The sequence below is a fragment of the Geodermatophilus sabuli genome (assembly GCF_900215145.1).
In the GTDB taxonomy this organism is placed as follows: Bacteria; Actinomycetota; Actinomycetes; order Mycobacteriales; family Geodermatophilaceae; genus Geodermatophilus; species Geodermatophilus sabuli.
Window position 1 is genome coordinate 193476 of record NZ_OBDO01000005.1, and the last position, 16548, is coordinate 210023.

A 16548-nucleotide genomic window follows, 5' to 3' on the forward strand; every position below is an offset into this window, starting at 1 on the left:
GGGGGGTGGGCACCATCGCGTCGAGCGGGTCGGCGACCGTCACGCCGAAGTACTCACGGTTCCGCCGCCGGCTCCTCATCGGCCTCGTCGTGGTGCTGCTCGTGGTCGGTGGCGCCGTCTGGTTCCTGGTGGCTCCCCGCTCCGGCGATGACGGGACGGCGGTCGACCCCGGGGTGGCCGAGGCCCGCCTCCCCGACGTCGAGGCGGCCGCGCCCGTGCTGGCCGCGCTCACCTCGCAGGCGCCCCCGCCCGACGCCGACGTGCTGGCCGCCGGCCTCGAGCCGCTGCTCACCTCGCCCGCCCTCGGCGCCGGCGTCTCCGCCTCGGTCGTCGACGTCGCGACCGGCGAGGCGCTGCTGGACCGGGACGCCGACGCCCCGGTGGTCCCCGCGTCCACGGCGAAGCTGCTCACCGCCGTCGCGGCCCTGACCACCCTCGACCCCGAGACCACCTTCGAGACCACGGTGGTGGCGGGGGAGGCGCCGGGCGAGGTGGTGCTCGTCGGCGGCGGGGACCCGACGCTGTCGACCACCGTCCCCTCGCTGAGCTACCCCGGCGCACCGACCGTCGCCGACCTGGCCGCCCAGGTGCGCGCGTCGCTGCCCGAGGGCACCCAGGTCACCCGCGTCGTGGTCGACAGCTCCCTGTTCACCGGGCCGCTCACCGCCTCCGGCTGGGGCCCCGACGACGCGCCCTCCACCTACGCGGCCCCGGTCACCGCCATCGCGGTGGACGGCGCCCGTGTCCGCCCCGGAGAGGCCCCGCGCAGCGGCCAGCCCGGTCTCGACGCCGGGGCGGCCCTGGCCGACGACCTGGGCGTGCCCGGCGCCACGATCGTGCTCGACGAGGCGCCCGAAGCGGGCGAGACCCTCGGCGCGGTCCGCTCCGCGCCGGTCGCCCGGCTGGTGGAGCAGACCCTCTCCCAGTCCGACAACCTGCTCGCCGAGACCCTCGCCCGCCACGTCGCCCTGGCCCGCGACCTGCCGGCCACCTTCGAGGGGTCCGCGGAGGCGGTTCCCGCGGCGCTGACCGACGCCGGCCTCGACGTCACCGGGGTGGCGCTCTCCGACGGCAGCGGCCTGTCCCAGGAGGACCGCGTCCCCGTGGAGCTGCTGACCGACCTCCTCGCCGGCGCGGCCGACGGCACCGTCCCCGAGGCGTCGGCCGTGCTGTCCGGGCTGGCGGTCGCCGGCTACGACGGCACCCTGGCCGACCGCGGCGACGACGACCCCCGGACGGCGCCGGGCGCGGTGCGCGCCAAGACCGGCACCCTGCTGGGCGTCCACGGACTGGCCGGCACCGTGGTCACCGCCGACGGCCGGCTGCTGGCCTTCGCCGTCGTCGCCGACGGCGCGCCGGCCGACGGGCCGGCGGCCGAGGAGGCCCTCGACGTCGTCGCCTCGGCGCTGGCCGCCTGCGGCTGTCGTTGAACCGGCGGTGGCGACGTGCTGGAACGGCCCCCTTCAGGGACCCGCGCCGAGCGTGCGAGGCGCGGGGGGAAGGGGGTCCTCTTTCCGCGTACGGTGAGGCGATGAGCAGCGCCTCCTCGATGGTCGACTGGCAGCTCGCCGGACGCACCGCCCGCCGCCTGGTCGGTCCTGGTCCGGAGACGACGCGGGAGGAGGCCGCCGCCGTCGTCCGCGAGCTGCACGAGGCCGCCGCCACCGCGGTCGCCCACGTCGAGCGGCTGACCGGCCTGCAGGCCCTGCCGTCGGGCCCCGTGCCGGAGGTCGCCGTCGTCGACCGGCCCGGGTGGGTGGACGCCAACGCCGCCGGCATGGCCGCGCTGATGGACCCCCTGGTCGAGGCGCTGGTCGCCAAGCAGGACTCCCGCCCCGGCCCCCTGGCCACGGCCATCGGCTCGCGGGCCACGGGCGTGCAGGCCGGGGGGATCCTCGCGTTCCTGTCCTCCCGCGTGCTCGGCCAGTACGAGGTGTTCGGCACCGGCGGGCGGCTGCTGCTGGTCGCCCCGAACATCGTCGACGCCGAGCGTCGCCTGGGCGTGGACCCGAGCGACTTCCGGCTGTGGGTGTGCCTGCACGAGGTCACCCACCAGCTGCAGTTCACCGCGTTCCCGTGGCTGCGCGACCACCTCGAGGCGCAGGTCGCGGAGTTCGTCGCGGCCACCGACCTCGACGCCGACGTCCTCCGTGACCGGCTGCGCGACGTGCTGCGCAGCATCGGCGACGCCGTCCGCGGCGGCGAGGGCGGCGACGACGGCGGCCTGATGGCGCTGGTCCAGGACCCCCGCCAGCGCGCCGTCCTCGACCGGGTCACCGCCGTGATGAGCCTGGTGGAGGGGCACGCGGAGTACGTGATGGACGGCGTCGGGCCCGACGTCGTCCCGTCGGTGCGGACGCTGCGCAAGCGGTTCGCGCAGCGGCGCAAGGGCCGTGGCCCGCTCGACCGCGTGCTGCGCCGGCTGCTCGGGCTCGAGCAGAAGATGAAGCAGTACGCCGACGGCCGGCACTTCGTCGGCGGCGTCGTCGACCTCGTCGGCATGGAGGGCTTCAACCGCGTGTGGTCGGGCCCGGAGACGCTGCCCCGGATCGAGGAGCTCACCGACCCGGCCCGCTGGGTGGAGCGCGTGCACGGCCGCCCGGCCATCCCCGCCTGACCGGGTGGGCGGGGCCGAGGACATGGCCGGCCCCTCGCCGGCGGTGGCCCGCGTCCGCAGCGCGGTGCGCCCCGGCCTGACGGCGTCGCCGGCCCCGGTCCTCGTCGCGGTCAGCGGGGGAGCGGACTCCCTCGCCCTGGCCGCGGCCGTCGCGTTCGAGGCGCCGCGGGCCGGCGTCCCCGCCGGGGCGGTGACGGTCGACCACGGGCTCCAGCCGGGATCGGCCGCCCGCGCCGAGGCCACCGCCGTCCTGCTGCGCGGGCTGCCTCTGGACCCGGTGTCCGTCGTCCCCGTGCGGGTCGGCCGGGACGGCGGCCCCGAGGGCGCGGCCCGTGACGCCCGGTACGCCGCCCTCGCCGAGGCCGCCGCGGACGCCGGCGCCCGCGTGGCCCTCGGTCACACCCTGGACGACCAGGCCGAGACGGTGCTGCTCGGGCTCGGTCGCGGATCGGGTCCGCGCAGCGTGGCCGGGATGGTCGAGCACCGGCAGGCGGCGGACGGGCCGATGACGTGGTGGCGGCCGCTGCTCGGCGTCCGCCGGGAGACCACCCGCGCCGCCTGCGCCGACCAGGGGCTGCCGGTGTGGGAGGACCCGTGGAACGCCGACCCGGCCTACACGCGCGTCCGGTTGCGCACCGAGGTGCTGCCGCTGCTGGAGGAGGTCCTCGGCGGCGGTGTCGCGCCCGCCCTCGCCCGCACCGCGGCCATGCTGCGGGAGGACCTCGACGCGCTCGACGAGCTCGCCGCTGCGGAGCTGTCCCGGCTGTCGGGAGGCCAGTCGGCCCCCGCCCACCCCGTGCCCGCCCGCGACCTCGCCGCCCTGCCCGCCGCTCTCCGGCGCCGGGTGCTGCGCGGCTGGCTGCGCGGCGCGGGCGTGCCGGACCTGCAGGCGGTGCACCTCACCGCCGTCGACGCGTTGCTCACGCGCTGGCGCGGGCAGGGGCGGGTGGACCTACCCGGCGGTGCGGGGGTGGTCCGGTCGTCTGGCAGGCTCGTGGTCGTGCCCGCAGCTGTGCGGGGTCCCCGATCCGCACCACCTGAGGAGCGCGACACGTGAGTGAGCAGGCCAGCGGCACCGCAGAGCTGGGCAACCACCACGGCTACGGCCCCGACATCGACCACGTGCTCCTGAGCGAGGAGCAGATCCAGGCCAAGATCGGCGAGCTGGCCGCCCGCATCGGCGCAGACTACGCGGGCAAGGAGGTGCTGCTGGTCGGCGTCCTCAAGGGCGCGGTGCTCTTCATGAGCGACTTCGCCCGGGCGCTGCAGCTGCCCACCCAGATGGAGTTCATGGCCGTGTCCTCCTACGGCTCGGCCACCAGCTCCTCCGGCGTCGTCCGCATCCTCAAGGACCTCGACCGCGACATCAGCGACAGGCACGTGCTGGTGATCGAGGACATCATCGACTCCGGGCTGACGCTGTCCTGGCTGCTCAAGAACCTCGGCGGTCGCCGGCCGGCGTCGCTGGAGGTGTGCGCCCTGCTGCGCAAGCCCGACGCGGTGAAGGTCGACGTGCCGGTCCGCTACATCGGCTTCGACATCCCCAACGAGTTCGTCGTCGGCTACGGGCTTGACTACGCCGAGCGGTACCGTGACCTGCCGTACATCGCCACGCTCCGCCCGGAGGTCTACGCGAACTGAGGCGCAGCCGCGATCAGGGTCCCTGATCGTGGGCCGCCCTCCTCGACCGGTCGTCCTGCTCGGCGCCCACCCGCACGGGGTGGTGCAGCCGCTTCCCCGGTCGCGCACAGGGTTCGTACAGGGTGCCCGGTGTACCGTCGATCCATCGACGCTGCACGAGCGCCGGGGTGCCCGCCCGGGTCGCCGTAGCGTCCCCACGGACGATCAGGAGGGTGGACGGGCCAGGCCGGGATCCCGGCCGCCCGGCATCGGTGTATGGAACGCAAGAAGATCTTCCGCTCCGTGTGGTTCTGGGTCGTCCTCGTCGTCCTCCTGGCGCTGGCGTTCTCGTCGTTGTTCCGTGGCAACGGCGGCTACCAGGAGGTCAGCACCGCGACGGCGATCGAGCAGATCACCGGCGGCAACGTCGAGTCGGTCACGATCAACGACAAGGAACAGACGCTCGACCTCGACCTGACGAACCCGGTCGAGGGCAGTGACAAGATCACCGCGTTCTACCCGATCGGTGCCTCCGACGACGTCTTCGACCTGCTCTCGGGCCTGAACGGCGGCGGGGACGCCGTCGACTTCGACACCAACGTCACGCAGGACAACGTGCTGGTCAGCATCCTGATCAGCTTCCTGCCGTTCGTGATCCTCCTGCTGCTGCTGTTCTGGCTGTTCAACTCCATGCAGGGCGGCGGCCGTGGCGTCATGGCCTTCGGCAAGTCGAAGGCCAAGCAGATCACCAAGGACACCCCGAAGACGACGTTCGCCGACGTCGCCGGCGCCGACGAGGCGATCGAGGAACTGCAGGAGATCAAGGACTTCCTCGCCAACCCGGTCAAGTTCCAGGCCGTCGGCGCGAAGATCCCCAAGGGCGTGCTGCTGTTCGGCCCGCCCGGGACCGGCAAGACCCTGCTGGCTCGCGCCGTCGCCGGCGAGGCCGGGGTGCCGTTCTTCTCCATCTCCGGCTCGGACTTCGTCGAGATGTTCGTCGGTGTCGGTGCCAGCCGCGTCCGTGACCTCTTCGAGCAGGCCAAGCAGAACGCGCCGGCGATCATCTTCGTCGACGAGATCGACGCCGTCGGCCGCCACCGCGGTGCCGGCATGGGCGGCGGTCACGACGAGCGCGAGCAGACGCTCAACCAGATGCTCGTCGAGATGGACGGCTTCGACGTCAAGGGCGGCGTCATCATGATCGCCGCCACCAACCGGCCCGACATCCTCGACCCGGCACTGCTGCGCCCGGGCCGCTTCGACCGGCAGATCGCCGTCGACCGGCCCGACCTCCTGGGCCGCAAGCAGATCCTCGAGGTGCACGCCAAGGGCAAGCCGCTCGCCCCCGACGTCGACCTCGAGACCGTCGCCCGTCGCACCCCCGGCTTCACCGGCGCGGACCTCGCCAACGTGCTCAACGAGAGCGCGCTGCTCACCGCCCGCAACAACGGCACGGTGATCACCGACGCCACCCTCGAGGAGGCGATCGACCGCGTCATCGCCGGCCCCGAGCGCAAGACGCGGGCGATGAGCGAGAAGGAGAAGAAGGTCACCGCCTACCACGAGGGCGGGCACGCCCTCGTGGCGCACGCACTGCCCAACCTGGACCCGGTGCACAAGGTGACGATCCTGCCGCGCGGCCGCTCGCTGGGGCACACGCTGGTGCTGCCGACCGAGGACAAGTACACCCAGACCCGGTCGGAGATGATCGACACCCTCGCCTACGCCCTGGGCGGGCGGGCGGCCGAGGAACTGGTGTTCCACGAGCCGACCACCGGTGCGGGCAACGACATCGAGAAGGCGACGTCGCTGGCGCGGGCGATGGTCACCCAGTACGGCATGAGCGCCAAGCTGGGCGCGGTGAAGTACGGCTCCAACGAGGCCGAGCCGTTCCTCGGCCGGGACATGCGGACGCACCCTGACTACTCCGAGGCAGTCGCGGCGGACATCGATGCCGAGGTCCGGGCGCTCATCGAGGCCGCGCACGACGAGGCGTGGGAGATCCTGGTCGAGTACCGCGCCGTCCTGGACCAGCTCGTGCTGGAGCTGATGGAGAAGGAGACCCTCTCCAAGGAGGACATGGCGCGCATCTGCGAGCCGGTCACCAAGCGGCCGTCGCTGGCTCCGTACAACGGCTTCGGCAAGCGCACCCCGTCGGACCAGCCGCCGGTGCTCACCCCCGCCGAGCGGGCGGGCCAGAACGGCAACGGCCGGGTCGGGGAGGGGTCCACGGCGGTCGGTGACGTCGGCGCGCCGGTGCAGAGGTGAGCGAGCTCGCGAGCTCGCCCAGGGGCACGGCAGCGCCGCGCACGCCGACGACGAGCCGGGTGTACCTGCCGCTCGCGGGGGACAGCGAGGAGACGGCGTGAGTGAGGTGCCGGCGGAGCCGGACGACCTGTTGCTGCAGCGGCCGCCGGGCGCGGGCGTGGACCAGGAGCGGGCCGCGGCCGCCGTCCGTGAGCTGTTGCTCGCGGTGGGGGAGGACCCGGACCGGCCGGGGTTGAAGGAGACCCCTGGACGGGTCGCCCGGGCCTACGCGGAGACCTTCGCCGGGCTGTGGCAGGACCCGGCGGACGTCCTCGCCACGACCTTCGACGAGGACCACGACGAGATGGTCCTGGTCAAGGACATCCCGATGTACTCCACCTGCGAGCACCACCTGGTGCCCTTCCACGGGGTCGCGCACATCGGTTACATCCCCGGCGAGGACGGCAGGGTCACCGGGCTGTCCAAGCTGGCCCGGCTGGTGGAGGTCTACGCGCGCCGCCCGCAGGTGCAGGAGCGGATGACCAGCCAGATCGCCGACGCGCTGAGCGAGGTGCTCAAGCCGCGCGGCGTGCTCGTCGTGATCGAGGCCGAGCACCTGTGCATGGCGATGCGCGGCATCCGCAAGCCCGGCTCCACGACCGTCACCTCCGCCGTCCGCGGCATCTTCCGGGACAACCCGGCGACGCGCGCCGAGGCGATGAGCCTCGTGCTGGGCCGGTGACCCTGCGCCCGCTGCCGCGCCCCGGCCACTGCGTGGTCATGGGGGTCCTCAACGTCACGCCGGACTCGTTCTCCGACGGCGGCTGCTTCGCCGACGCTCCCTCGGCGATCGCGCACGGGCTGGCGATGCACGCCGCCGGCGCGGACTACGTCGACGTCGGCGGAGAGTCCACCCGCCCCGGCGCGGACCGGGTCGACGCCGACGAGGAGTGCCGGCGCGTGCTGCCGGTCATCCGGGAGCTCGCCGGCGCCGGGGTGCGGGTCAGCGTCGACACCACCCGCGCCGAGGTCGCCGAGGCCGCGCTCGGGGCCGGCGCCACGCTGGTCAACGACGTGAGCGGCGGACTGGCCGACGCCGGCATGGCCCGGCTGGTCGCTGACGCCGGCGTCCCCTGGGTGCTCATGCACTGGCGGGGGCACAGCCGCGAGATGTACGCCGCCGCCCGCTACGGCGACGTCGTCACCGAGGTCTGCGCCGAGCTCACCGCCCGCGTGGAGGACGTCGTCGCCGCGGGCGTGGCACCCGAGCAGCTGGTGCTCGACCCCGGGCTGGGCTTCGCCAAGCGCGGCGAGCACAACTGGCGGCTGCTCGCCGGGCTGGACCGGATCGTGGGGCTGGGTCTGCCGGTCCTCGTCGGCGCGTCCCGCAAGACCTTCCTCGGGCGGCTGCTGGCCGACGCCGAGGGCACCGTGCGTCCCGCCGAGCTGCGCGACGCCGCCACCCTGGCCACCACCGTGCTCGCGGCGGAGGCCGGCGCCTGGGGGGTGCGGGTGCACGACGCGGCCGCCTCCGCCGACGCCGTCCGCACCGTCTCGGCCGTGCAGGCCGCCCGCCGTGAGGGGAGCACCCGTGGGTGAGCACACACCCGACCGCATCGCCGTCCGCGGTCTGACCGCGCACGCCCACCACGGCGTCCACGCCGTCGAGCGGGAGCAGGGGCAGACCTTCCGGGTCGACGCCGTGCTCGAGCTCGACACCGCGCCCGCCGCGGCCGGGGACGAACTCGCGAGGACGGTGGACTACGCCGAGCTCGCGCAGCGACTGCACGGCGTCCTGACCGGCGACCCGGTGGACCTGCTGGAGACCCTCGCCCAGCGCCTGGCCGACGTCTGCCTGGCCGATCCGCTGGTCGACGCCGTCGACATCACCGTGCACAAGCCGCAGGCCGACCTCGGGGTGCCCTTCGACGACGTCACCGTCAGCATCCGGCGCGAGAAGCGGGCATGACCCGCGCCGTCCTCTCGCTGGGCGCCAACCTGGGCGACCGCGCCGCCGTCCTGCGCGCCGCGATCACCGCGCTCCACGACGACGGCGTCCTCGTCGCGCGGTCCACGCTCTACGAGACGCCGCCGTGGGGTCCGGTCGAGCAGCCGCCGTACCTCAACGCGATCGCCGTGGTGCGGGGCGACCGGGACGCCGCCGGGTGGCTGGCCCGCGCGCACGAGCTCGAGCAGGCCGCCGGGCGCACCCGGGAGGTCCGCTGGGGCGCGCGCACGCTCGACGTCGACGTCGTCACGGTCACCGGGGACGACGGCCGGCCGGTGCTCTCCGACGACCCACTGCTCACGCTGCCGCACCCCCGCGCGCACGAGCGGGCGTTCGTCCTCGTGCCATGGCTGGGCCTCGACCCGGCCGCGGAGCTCCCCGGCCACGGGCGGGTCGCCGACCTGCTGGCCGCCCTCCCGGCCGAGGACGTCGACGCCGTCGTCCGCTGGGACCAGCTCTGATGAGGCCCGTCTCCCGGCGGGACCTCGGCGTCCTCGCCACCGGCCTGGCCGTGGCGGTCTGGCTGGTCGTACGGGCCTCCTACGGCTCGCTGCCCGAGCTGCGTTGGTGGCTGCCGGTGCCGCTGGGGGTGCTGGCCGTGGCCGAGTGGATGGGGGCGCGCACCCTGCGGGCCCGGCTGGCCGCCCTGCGCGACCGGCGTCCCCCCGCCGAGCGGGGGAGCGCGCCGCCGGTGCGGCCCGTGGAGCCGATGCTCGTGGCGCGTGCGGCCGTGCTCGCGCAGGCCAGCGCCTACGTCGGTGCGGCGTTCGTCGGCATCTGGCTCGGGGTGCTCGCCCACGTGGCGCCGGCCGTCTCGCGCCTGCAGGCCGCGAGCGGCGACACCGTCACCGGCGTCGTGGGCGTCGTCTGCGCGGCGGCCCTGGTCGGGGCGGCGCTGTGGCTGGAGTCGGTCTGCCGCATCCCGCCGTCGGCCTCCGACGACGAACCGCCCGCCGCCGCGCGGGGGTGACCCTCAGGAGCCGTCGATCGAGCGGCGGAGGGCCGCGTGCAGTGAGCTCGGTGTGAGCACCCCCAGGTAGCGGTCGCCGTCGACCACCGCGACCCAGCCGGCGTCGGACTGCAACATCGTCGCCAGCGCCGCCTTCAGCGGGGCACCGACCGGCACCGTGTCCGCGCCCGAGGTCATCGCCGAGGCCACGGTCCCGGCCCCCGTGGCGCGCGACGCCAGCAGCGACCCGGCCGGCCGCGCCCCGTCCAGGACCACCCCCCAGGAGGCGCCGGCCCGGTCCAGGAGGGCACCGGCGTCGGCCAGCCCGGCACCGGCGGACAGGACCGGCGGCTGCTCGAGGTCGGCCGCGTCGACGGCGGTCACCGCCAGCCGCTTGAGCCCGCGGTCGGCGCCCACGAAGTCGGCCACCCGGTCGTTGGCCGGCCGGCCCAGCAGCTCGGCCGGCGGCGCGAACTGCTCCACCCGGCCCCCGCTGCTCATCACCGCGATGCGGTCGCCGAGCCGCACCGCCTCCTCGATGTCGTGGGTGACGAACACGATCGTCTTGCGCACCGTCTCCTGCAGCCGCAGGAACTCCGTCTGCAGTCGCTCGCGCACCACCGGGTCGACGGCGGAGAACGGCTCGTCCATCAGCAGGACGGTGGGGTCGGCGGCCAGCGCCCGCGCCACCCCGGCCCGTTGCCGCTGCCCGCCGGAGAGCTGGGCGGGGTAGCGGTCGCCGTGGACGGCGGGGTCCAGGCCCACGGTCGCGAGCAGCTCGTCCACCCGGTCGCGGATGCGCCTGCGGTCCCAGCCGAGCAGCCGGGGGACGGTGCCGACGTTGGTGCGCACCGTCTGGTGCGGGAACAGGCCGACGCTCTGGATGACGTACCCGATGCGGCGCCGAAGCTGGTCGACGTCGACGCGGGTGACGTCCTCGCCGCCGATCAGGATCCGGCCGGTCGAGGGCTCGATGATCCGGTTGATCATCTTCATCGTCGTCGTCTTGCCGCAGCCCGACGGACCCACCAGCACCGACAGCTCCCCGGCGGCGAAGGTGAGGTCGAGCTCGGCCACGCCGACCGTGCCGTCGGGGTAGACCTTGCTGACGCTCTCCAGGCGGATCTCCTGGGCGCTGCCGTCGCCGGCGGGGGCACGGCGCGCGTTGGCCGGTGCGGGCGGAGCGACAGTAGCGTCCACGACATGGCCTCCCTGGGTGTGCGCCCCCTGCTGGGCGCGGCGAGCGACCCGGGTGCGCAGGTGCTCGCGGCGGACGGGGCGCCGAACCCCTGGTTCGACCCGTCGTACGTGACCGACAACTGGCACACCATTGTGGGCCACCTCGGCCAGCACGTCAGGCTCACCGTCGGCGCGGTGCTGCTGGGGACCCTCCTCGCCCTGCCCCTGGCGCTGCTGGCCCGGCGCACGCGGCTGCTGTCGGGGCCGGTCCTGGGCCTGTCGTCGGTGGTCTACACGATCCCGTCGCTGGCGATGTTCGCGTTCCTCGCGCCGCTGACCGGGCCGCTGTCGGCCACCACCGTGCTGATCGGGCTGACGCTCTACACGCTGGTCATCCTGGTGCGGAACTTCCTCGCCGGGCTGCAGGCGGTGCCCGACGACGTCCGCGAGGCCGCCCGCGGCATGGGCTACGGCCCGGCGCGGCTGTTCCTCCGGGTCGACCTGCCGCTGGCCCTGCCGGCGTTCATGGCCGGGCTGCGGATCGCCACCGTCTCCACCGTCGCGCTGGTCACCGTGGGGGTCATCACCGGCAACGGCGGCCTGGGGCAGCTGATCGTCGGCGGCTTCAACGCCAACTTCTACCGGGCCGAGATCGTCACCGGCGCCGTCGGCTGCGTGCTCCTGGCGCTGCTCGCCGACGTGCTCCTGGCCGGCGTGGAGCGGGCGCTGACCCCGTGGACGAGGGCGCGGGCATGAGCGCCGTCGGCGACGCCGTCGTCTACCTCAACGACCCGCTCACCTGGACCCGCCGCGGTGGGGTCCTCGACCTGCTCGGGGAGCACCTCGCGATCTCGGCGGCCGCGGTGGTGGCGGCCGCCGCACTCGCGCTCCCGGCCGGCGTCCTGCTGGGCCGCAGCGGCCGCGGCGCCGGCGGGATCGTCGTCCTGTCCAACGTCAGCCGGGCCGTGCCGACCCTCGCCCTGCTCACCGTCTTCGCCGTCACCCCGATCGGCTTCAGCGACGCCGCGACGATCGTGGCGCTGGCGGTCTTCGCGGTGCCGCCGATGCTCACCAACACCTTCGTCGGCTTCCGCGAGGTCGACCGCGACGTCCGCGAGGCGGCCCGCGCGATGGGCATGAGCCGCGGCCAGCTGCTCCGCCGGGTCGAGTTCCCCCTGGCGCTGCCACTGGTCGCGACCGGCGTCCGGACGGCGGCGGTGCAGGTGGTCGCGACGGCGACCCTGGCGGCGCTGGTCGGCGGGGGAGGGCTGGGACGGATCATCAACCTGGGCTTCGGCCAGCAGGACCTCGGCCAGATCATCGCCGGCGCCGTCCTCGTCGCCGCGCTGGCGCTGCTCACCGAGCTGGTGCTGGTGCTGGTGTCCTGGGCGGTGACGCCCGGACCGCGCCGGCTGCCCCTGCTCGGCGTCCGCGGGGGGCCGGCCGGACAGCCGGAACCGACGGCCTCCGGCGTCCCGCTCTGAGCGGTCCGTGGGACCGGTTCGTAACAACCGGGCAACAGCTGTGCCCGGAGGTTGGCTCCCGGCCCCGGTGCGGAGTTGCATGTCGGGCGCGGGTCTCCTCCCGCCAGACACGCGTCGCGGCCGGTCGGCCGCACGGGACACAGAAGGCGGGCGACATGCGCAGGCGTACCCGGGTCCTCCCTCCCCTCGCCCTGGCGGCGGTGCTGCTCACCGCGACCGCCTGCGGTGAGTCCGGCTCGTCGGGCTCCGACGGTGGTGGCGCGACCGGCGGGACCGCCTCCGGTGAGGCGTGCGCCCCGGTCGCCGGGGAGCAGCTCGTCGTCCTCGAGGACGACCGCGACCTGCAGAACGCCGACAACGTCGTCCCGGCGGTCAACGCGGCGACCGCCCAGGCCAGCCCGGCGCTGCTCCCGGCGCTGAACGCGGTCTCCGCGGCCATGACCACCGAGGACCTCATCGAGCTCAACGCCGCGGTGGACGTCGACCGGCAGAGCGCCGAGGACGTCGCCGCGGGCTGGGTCGAGGACAGCGGCGTGACCGACGGCCTCGAGCAGGGCAGCGGCGCCGTCACCGTCGGCGGGGCCAACTTCACCGAGTCGACGGTGCTCGCCAACGTCTACGCCGAGGTCCTGACCGCCGCCGGGTTCGACGCCTCGGTGCGCGAGGTCGGCAACCGCGAGCTGTACCTGCCCGCGCTCATCTCCGGGTCGGAGATCCAGGTCTTCCCCGAGTACCTCTCGACGGCGACCGAGTTCCTCAACCGCCAGGTCAACGGACCCGACGCCGAGCCGGTGGCCAGCGGCGACGCCCAGGCGACGGCGACCGCGCTGCAGCCGCTGGCCGAGCAGGTCGGGCTGGTGTTCGGGGAGCCGTCGCAGGCCGCCGACCAGAACGCCTTCGCCGTCACCCAGGAGTTCGCCGACGGCCTCGGCGTCACCACGCTCTCGGAGCTGGCCGACGCCTGCGGCGACGGCTCGCTGGTCCTCGGCGGCCCGGCGGAGTGCCCCGACCGGCCCTTCTGCCGGCCGGGCCTGGAGGAGACCTACGGGCTGCAGTTCGCCGAGTTCCGCGAGTTGGACGCCGGTGGCCCGCTGACCAAGGCCGCGCTGCAGCAGGGCGAGGTCTCCATCGGGCTGGTCTTCAGCTCCGACGGGGCGCTGGCCCAGGGCTGACCGGCGGACGGTCCGTGTCCGCCACGTGATCAGGGGTTCTCGCACCGTTACCCTGGGCCCCATGCGGGACGACGCGCGCACCGGCCGTTCCCGCACCCTCCGGACGGGGTCCCCGGCGCTGCGCGGGCTGGGCCTGGCCACCGGTTTCGTGCTCGCCGTCGTCGCCACGGTGGTCGTCTTCCTCACCGACGACCCGCAGGTCCTGCGGCTGGCGGTGGTGGGCGCCGCCTGGGCGTTCGTGCTCGCCGCGCTGTCGGCGCCCCGTCGCGGTGGGGGTGAGGTCGCCGACCGGGGCGAGCTGGCCGCGGTCGAGCGCGAGGCCGCCGAGCGCGAGGCCGAGCTGCGGCTGGCCTACGAGCTGGAGCTGGAGCGCGAGGTCGCCGCGAGACGGGAGGTCGAGCTGCGGGTCGAGAACGACGTGCGCCGGGAGACCGAGCAGGCGATGCGCACCGAGCTGGACGCGCTGCGCGGCGCGCTGGCCCGGGTCGCCGAGCTGCGCCGGGACATGGCTCAGGTGGCCGAGCTCCGCCGTGACATCGCCGCCCTGGGGGAGCTGCGCGCGGGGCTGTCCCGGCTCGGCGACCTCCGGGGCGACCTGGCCCAGCTGGCCGAGCTGCGGGCCGACGTCGGCCAGCTGCGCACCGAGCTCTCCGAGCAGCTCTCCGGCGAGATGCTCGTGGAGCGGATCATGCTGCGCACGCAGTCGATCCGCTCCGTCCCCGGGACGACGGAGTCGCCGGCCACCCGCACCATCGACGCCGTCGGCTGGTCCCAGCCGGCCGCGACCGCCGCCTTCGCCACGGTCACGCCCCCGCCGCCGCCGCTGGACTGGCTGGCCGAGCGGGAGCTGGTCGCGCCGGAGGAGATCGACTCCGCCCGGCGGTCCCGGCACGCCGCGGCCGCGGACTCCCCGCAGGTGCCCGCCCACCCACCGGTGGCGGCTGGGGACCCCGAGCAGCGCCGGCGGCGGACCGACCAGCCCCACCGCCGGCCGCCGGTGCCCGCGGAGCAACCGACCGAGCTGCGACCGGCCGTCCGCCCGGACCAGCCGGCCGGCTCCGCGTGGTCGCCGGCGCCCGCCGCACCGGAGGAGCCGGTGCAGGGGACCACCCGGCTGGCGGAGATCCTCGCCGAGAGCGGTACCGCCCCGTCGTCCGGCGGACGCCGCCGGCGCCGTCACCGGGAGGACGACGACAGCGACGACGTCCTCTCCCGCGTGCTGCGCCGCGACACCTGAGGGAGGGCCCGTGCTCCCTCACCGTTCGCAGGCTCACGGCGGGCCCTGCCCGGGGGGCCTTCAGGCCGGGCCGCGGGACAGCGCGCCGCCGTCGAGCACCAGGGTCTGGCCGGTGACCCAGCCCGCGCCGTCGCCGAGCAGGTAGGCCGCGGCCTCCCCGACGTCGGCCGGCTCGCCGAGGCGGCCCACCGGGTACTGGGCGGCCGCCTCGGCCTCGCGACCCTCGTAGAGGGCGGTGGCGAAGCGGGTCCTGACCACCGCCGGTGCGACGGCGTTGACCCGCACCTTCGGGCCGAGCTCCACGGCCAGCTGGGTGACCAGGTTGACCAGCGCGGCCTTGCTCACCCCGTAGGCGCCGATCATCGGTGAGGCCTTGAGCCCGGCCACGGACGCCACCACGAGCACCGAGCCGCCGTGCTCGGCCATCCACGCCCGCCATGCCTCCTGCACCAGGCCGAGGGTGGAGACGACGTTGGTGTCGAGGATCTTGCGGAACCCGTCCAGCGGGAGGTCGACCAGCGGGCCGTACAGCGGGTTGATCCCGACGTTGCCGACCAGCATGTCCAGGCTGCCGAAGGTGTCGATCGCGGTGCGCACCGCCGCGGCGCGGTGCTCGGCGTCCGCGGCGTTGCCGGCGACCGCGACGGCCACGTCGGCGCCGCCGAGCTCGCGCACCGCCTCCTCCAGCGCCTCGGGCTTGCGCGCGGTGACCACGACGCGCGCACCCCGCTCGACCAGGCTCTGCGCGATCGCCAGCCCGATGCCCCGGCTGGCCCCGGTCACCAGTGCGGTCCGTCCCTCGAGGGTGCCCACGCGTCTCCTCCTGTCGTCGACGAGGTGCCGGCGCACACCGTAGGGCGCTCCCCGAGTGACCCACCGCACAGGGCCCAGGCGTTGCACCGGCCGCGCACCGGTCCCACACTCGCCTTCGGCGTCCACCCGCGTGACACACCCGGTCGCAGCGGGGACGGCGCCGGCCCGCACCACCGCACGACCCCATGGCCTCCAAGGGAGGGGGCCGCGACCTGCCAGTCCGGTACCCGCGAGGGACTGGAACGAGAGGTGCACCGATGCCTGCTGCCCGCAGGAGCCCCCGCGCTGCCGGCCTCGTCCCGGCCGACGCCGCCCCCGCCCGTCTCCGTGTCGGCGTCGTCGGCGCCGGACGTGTCGGCGCCGTCCTGGGCGCCGCGCTCACCGCCGCCGGCCACGACGTGGTCGCCGCCGCCGGCCTCTCCGCCGCCTCCGCCGAGCGCGCCGCCCGGCTGCTGCCCGGCGTGCCGCTGCTGCCCACCGACGAGGTGGTCACCGCCGCCGACCTCGTGGTCCTGGCCGTCCCGGACGACACCCTCGCCGGGCTCGTCGCCGGCCTGGCCGAGACCGGCGTCTGGCGGGCCGGCCAGCTGGCCTTCCACACCTCCGGGGCGCACGGGCTGGCGGTGCTCACCCCGGCGGCCCGGGCCGGCGTCCTGCCGCTGGCCCTGCACCCCGCGATGACCTTCAGCGGCGCCGACGAGGACGCCGACCGGCTGGTCGGTGCCCCCTTCGGCGTCACCAGTGCCCCGGAGCACCGCCCGGTGGCCGAGACGCTGGCCCTCGAGATGGGGGGCGAGCCGTTCTTCGTCGCCGAGGACGACCGGCGGCTCTACCACGCCGCGCTGGTCACCGGCGCCAACCACCTGGTCACCCTCGTCGCCGAGGCCGCCGACCTGCTGCGCACCGCCGGGGTCGTCGAGCCCGCCCGCGTGCTCACCCCGCTGCTCACCGCTGCCCTGGACAACGGGCTGCGCCGCGGCGACCGCGGGCTGACCGGACCGGTCAGCCGTGGCGACGTCGGCACCGTCCGCGACCACCTGGAGACCCTCACCGAGCGGGCGCCGGGCTCGGTGGCGGCCTACGTCGCCATGGCCCAGCGCACCACCGAGCGGGCCCTGGCCGCGGGGCGGCTCAAGCGGCACGAGGGGGCGCCGCTGCTGGACCTCCTGGCCGACGCCCGCGACGGCGACCCGGCGGGCTCCCGGTGACCACCCCGCACGTC

Annotated in this window: 17 protein-coding genes; 15 read left to right on the top strand and 2 right to left on the bottom strand. The window is 75.4% G+C overall.

Annotated features, from left to right (window positions below; genetic code table 11):
* Positions 1 to 5 precede the first annotated feature (5 nt).
* From dacB to CRP39_RS13285, 10 genes are all read left to right on the top strand, one after another.
* Positions 6 to 1430: a D-alanyl-D-alanine carboxypeptidase/D-alanyl-D-alanine endopeptidase gene (gene dacB / locus CRP39_RS13240; RefSeq protein WP_245853839.1), complete on the top strand. Its 1425-nt coding sequence runs from the start codon at positions 6 to 8 to the stop codon at positions 1428 to 1430.
* Positions 1431 to 1531: 101 nt separating this feature from the next.
* On the top strand, positions 1532 to 2617 hold the full coding sequence (locus CRP39_RS13245) for a zinc-dependent metalloprotease (protein ID WP_097206840.1): 1086 nt from the start codon (positions 1532 to 1534) through the stop codon (positions 2615 to 2617).
* A gap of 22 nt (positions 2618 to 2639) precedes the next feature.
* Entirely contained in the window at positions 2640 to 3674 is a 1035-nt protein-coding gene (tilS, locus tag CRP39_RS13250; RefSeq protein WP_097206841.1) for a tRNA lysidine(34) synthetase TilS, read from the top strand.
* Complete coding sequence (hpt, locus tag CRP39_RS13255) at positions 3671 to 4258, top strand: hypoxanthine phosphoribosyltransferase (protein WP_172442430.1); 588 nt, start codon at positions 3671 to 3673, stop codon at positions 4256 to 4258. The genes tilS and hpt overlap by 4 nt, the downstream gene beginning before the upstream one ends.
* A gap of 255 nt (positions 4259 to 4513) precedes the next feature.
* A complete protein-coding gene (gene ftsH, locus CRP39_RS13260) occupies positions 4514 to 6505 on the top strand; it encodes an ATP-dependent zinc metalloprotease FtsH (protein WP_097206842.1) in 1992 nt (663 codons plus the stop codon).
* A 97-nt stretch (positions 6506 to 6602) separates the two neighbouring features.
* A complete protein-coding gene (folE, locus tag CRP39_RS13265) occupies positions 6603 to 7226 on the top strand; it encodes a GTP cyclohydrolase I FolE (RefSeq protein ID WP_097206843.1) in 624 nt (207 codons plus the stop codon).
* Complete coding sequence (gene folP, locus CRP39_RS13270; protein ID WP_097206844.1) at positions 7223 to 8083, top strand: dihydropteroate synthase; 861 nt, start codon at positions 7223 to 7225, stop codon at positions 8081 to 8083. Before folE ends, folP begins: the two co-directional genes overlap by 4 nt.
* Positions 8076 to 8453, top strand: a complete 378-nt coding sequence (folB, locus tag CRP39_RS13275; protein WP_097206845.1) for a dihydroneopterin aldolase — start codon at positions 8076 to 8078, stop codon at positions 8451 to 8453. The genes folP and folB overlap by 8 nt, the downstream gene beginning before the upstream one ends.
* The gene (gene folK, locus CRP39_RS13280; protein ID WP_097206846.1) at positions 8450 to 8953 is read left to right on the top strand and encodes a 2-amino-4-hydroxy-6-hydroxymethyldihydropteridine diphosphokinase; all 504 of its coding nucleotides are present in this window, start codon (positions 8450 to 8452) and stop codon (positions 8951 to 8953) included. The genes folB and folK overlap by 4 nt, the downstream gene beginning before the upstream one ends.
* On the top strand, positions 8953 to 9462 hold the full coding sequence (locus tag CRP39_RS13285) for a DUF3180 domain-containing protein (RefSeq protein WP_097206847.1): 510 nt from the start codon (positions 8953 to 8955) through the stop codon (positions 9460 to 9462). The genes folK and CRP39_RS13285 overlap by 1 nt, the downstream gene beginning before the upstream one ends.
* Before the next feature lie 3 nt (positions 9463 to 9465).
* Here CRP39_RS13285 and CRP39_RS13290 read toward each other — a convergent pair whose 3' ends face one another.
* Positions 9466 to 10641: an ABC transporter ATP-binding protein gene (locus tag CRP39_RS13290; RefSeq protein ID WP_216359726.1), complete on the bottom strand. Its 1176-nt coding sequence runs from the start codon at positions 10639 to 10641 to the stop codon at positions 9466 to 9468.
* 3 nt (positions 10642 to 10644) lie between these two features.
* Here CRP39_RS13290 and CRP39_RS13295 point away from each other — a divergent pair, with 3 nt between their 5' ends.
* From CRP39_RS13295 to CRP39_RS13310, 4 genes are all read left to right on the top strand, one after another.
* Positions 10645 to 11376, top strand: coding sequence for an ABC transporter permease (locus tag CRP39_RS13295; RefSeq protein ID WP_097206848.1), 732 nt, complete (start codon positions 10645 to 10647; stop codon positions 11374 to 11376).
* Positions 11373 to 12104, top strand: coding sequence for an ABC transporter permease (locus CRP39_RS13300; RefSeq protein ID WP_097207030.1), 732 nt, complete (start codon positions 11373 to 11375; stop codon positions 12102 to 12104). Before CRP39_RS13295 ends, CRP39_RS13300 begins: the two co-directional genes overlap by 4 nt.
* A gap of 155 nt (positions 12105 to 12259) precedes the next feature.
* Entirely contained in the window at positions 12260 to 13276 is a 1017-nt protein-coding gene (locus CRP39_RS13305; RefSeq protein ID WP_097206849.1) for a glycine betaine ABC transporter substrate-binding protein, read from the top strand.
* Positions 13277 to 13337: 61 nt separating this feature from the next.
* On the top strand, positions 13338 to 14513 hold the full coding sequence (locus CRP39_RS13310; RefSeq protein ID WP_097206850.1) for a DUF6779 domain-containing protein: 1176 nt from the start codon (positions 13338 to 13340) through the stop codon (positions 14511 to 14513).
* A gap of 60 nt (positions 14514 to 14573) precedes the next feature.
* On the opposite strand, the gene CRP39_RS13315 is transcribed toward CRP39_RS13310, so the two are convergent.
* Positions 14574 to 15326: an SDR family oxidoreductase gene (locus CRP39_RS13315; RefSeq protein WP_097206851.1), complete on the bottom strand. Its 753-nt coding sequence runs from the start codon at positions 15324 to 15326 to the stop codon at positions 14574 to 14576.
* Between the two features lie 257 nt (positions 15327 to 15583).
* Between CRP39_RS13315 and CRP39_RS13320 the strand changes: the two genes are divergently transcribed.
* Complete coding sequence (locus tag CRP39_RS13320) at positions 15584 to 16534, top strand: Rossmann-like and DUF2520 domain-containing protein (protein WP_097206852.1); 951 nt, start codon at positions 15584 to 15586, stop codon at positions 16532 to 16534.
* Positions 16535 to 16548: the final 14 nt, after the last annotated feature.

What these genes read in the sequence shown, in the direction of transcription:
- CRP39_RS13245 (WP_097206840.1), top strand. Translation starts at nt 1,532, where the DNA reads ATGAGCAGCGCCTCCTCGATGGTCGACTGGCAGCTCGCCGGACGCACC.
- tilS (WP_097206841.1), top strand. Translation starts at nt 2,640, where the DNA reads ATGGCCGGCCCCTCGCCGGCGGTGGCCCGCGTCCGCAGCGCGGTGCGC.
- ftsH (WP_097206842.1), top strand. Translation starts at nt 4,514, where the DNA reads ATGGAACGCAAGAAGATCTTCCGCTCCGTGTGGTTCTGGGTCGTCCTC.
- folK (WP_097206846.1), top strand. Translation starts at nt 8,450, where the DNA reads ATGACCCGCGCCGTCCTCTCGCTGGGCGCCAACCTGGGCGACCGCGCC.
- CRP39_RS13285 (WP_097206847.1), top strand. Translation starts at nt 8,953, where the DNA reads ATGAGGCCCGTCTCCCGGCGGGACCTCGGCGTCCTCGCCACCGGCCTG.
- CRP39_RS13295 (WP_097206848.1), top strand. Translation starts at nt 10,645, where the DNA reads ATGGCCTCCCTGGGTGTGCGCCCCCTGCTGGGCGCGGCGAGCGACCCG.
- CRP39_RS13300 (WP_097207030.1), top strand. Translation starts at nt 11,373, where the DNA reads ATGAGCGCCGTCGGCGACGCCGTCGTCTACCTCAACGACCCGCTCACC.
- CRP39_RS13305 (WP_097206849.1), top strand. Translation starts at nt 12,260, where the DNA reads ATGCGCAGGCGTACCCGGGTCCTCCCTCCCCTCGCCCTGGCGGCGGTG.
- CRP39_RS13310 (WP_097206850.1), top strand. Translation starts at nt 13,338, where the DNA reads ATGCGGGACGACGCGCGCACCGGCCGTTCCCGCACCCTCCGGACGGGG.
- CRP39_RS13320 (WP_097206852.1), top strand. Translation starts at nt 15,584, where the DNA reads ATGCCTGCTGCCCGCAGGAGCCCCCGCGCTGCCGGCCTCGTCCCGGCC.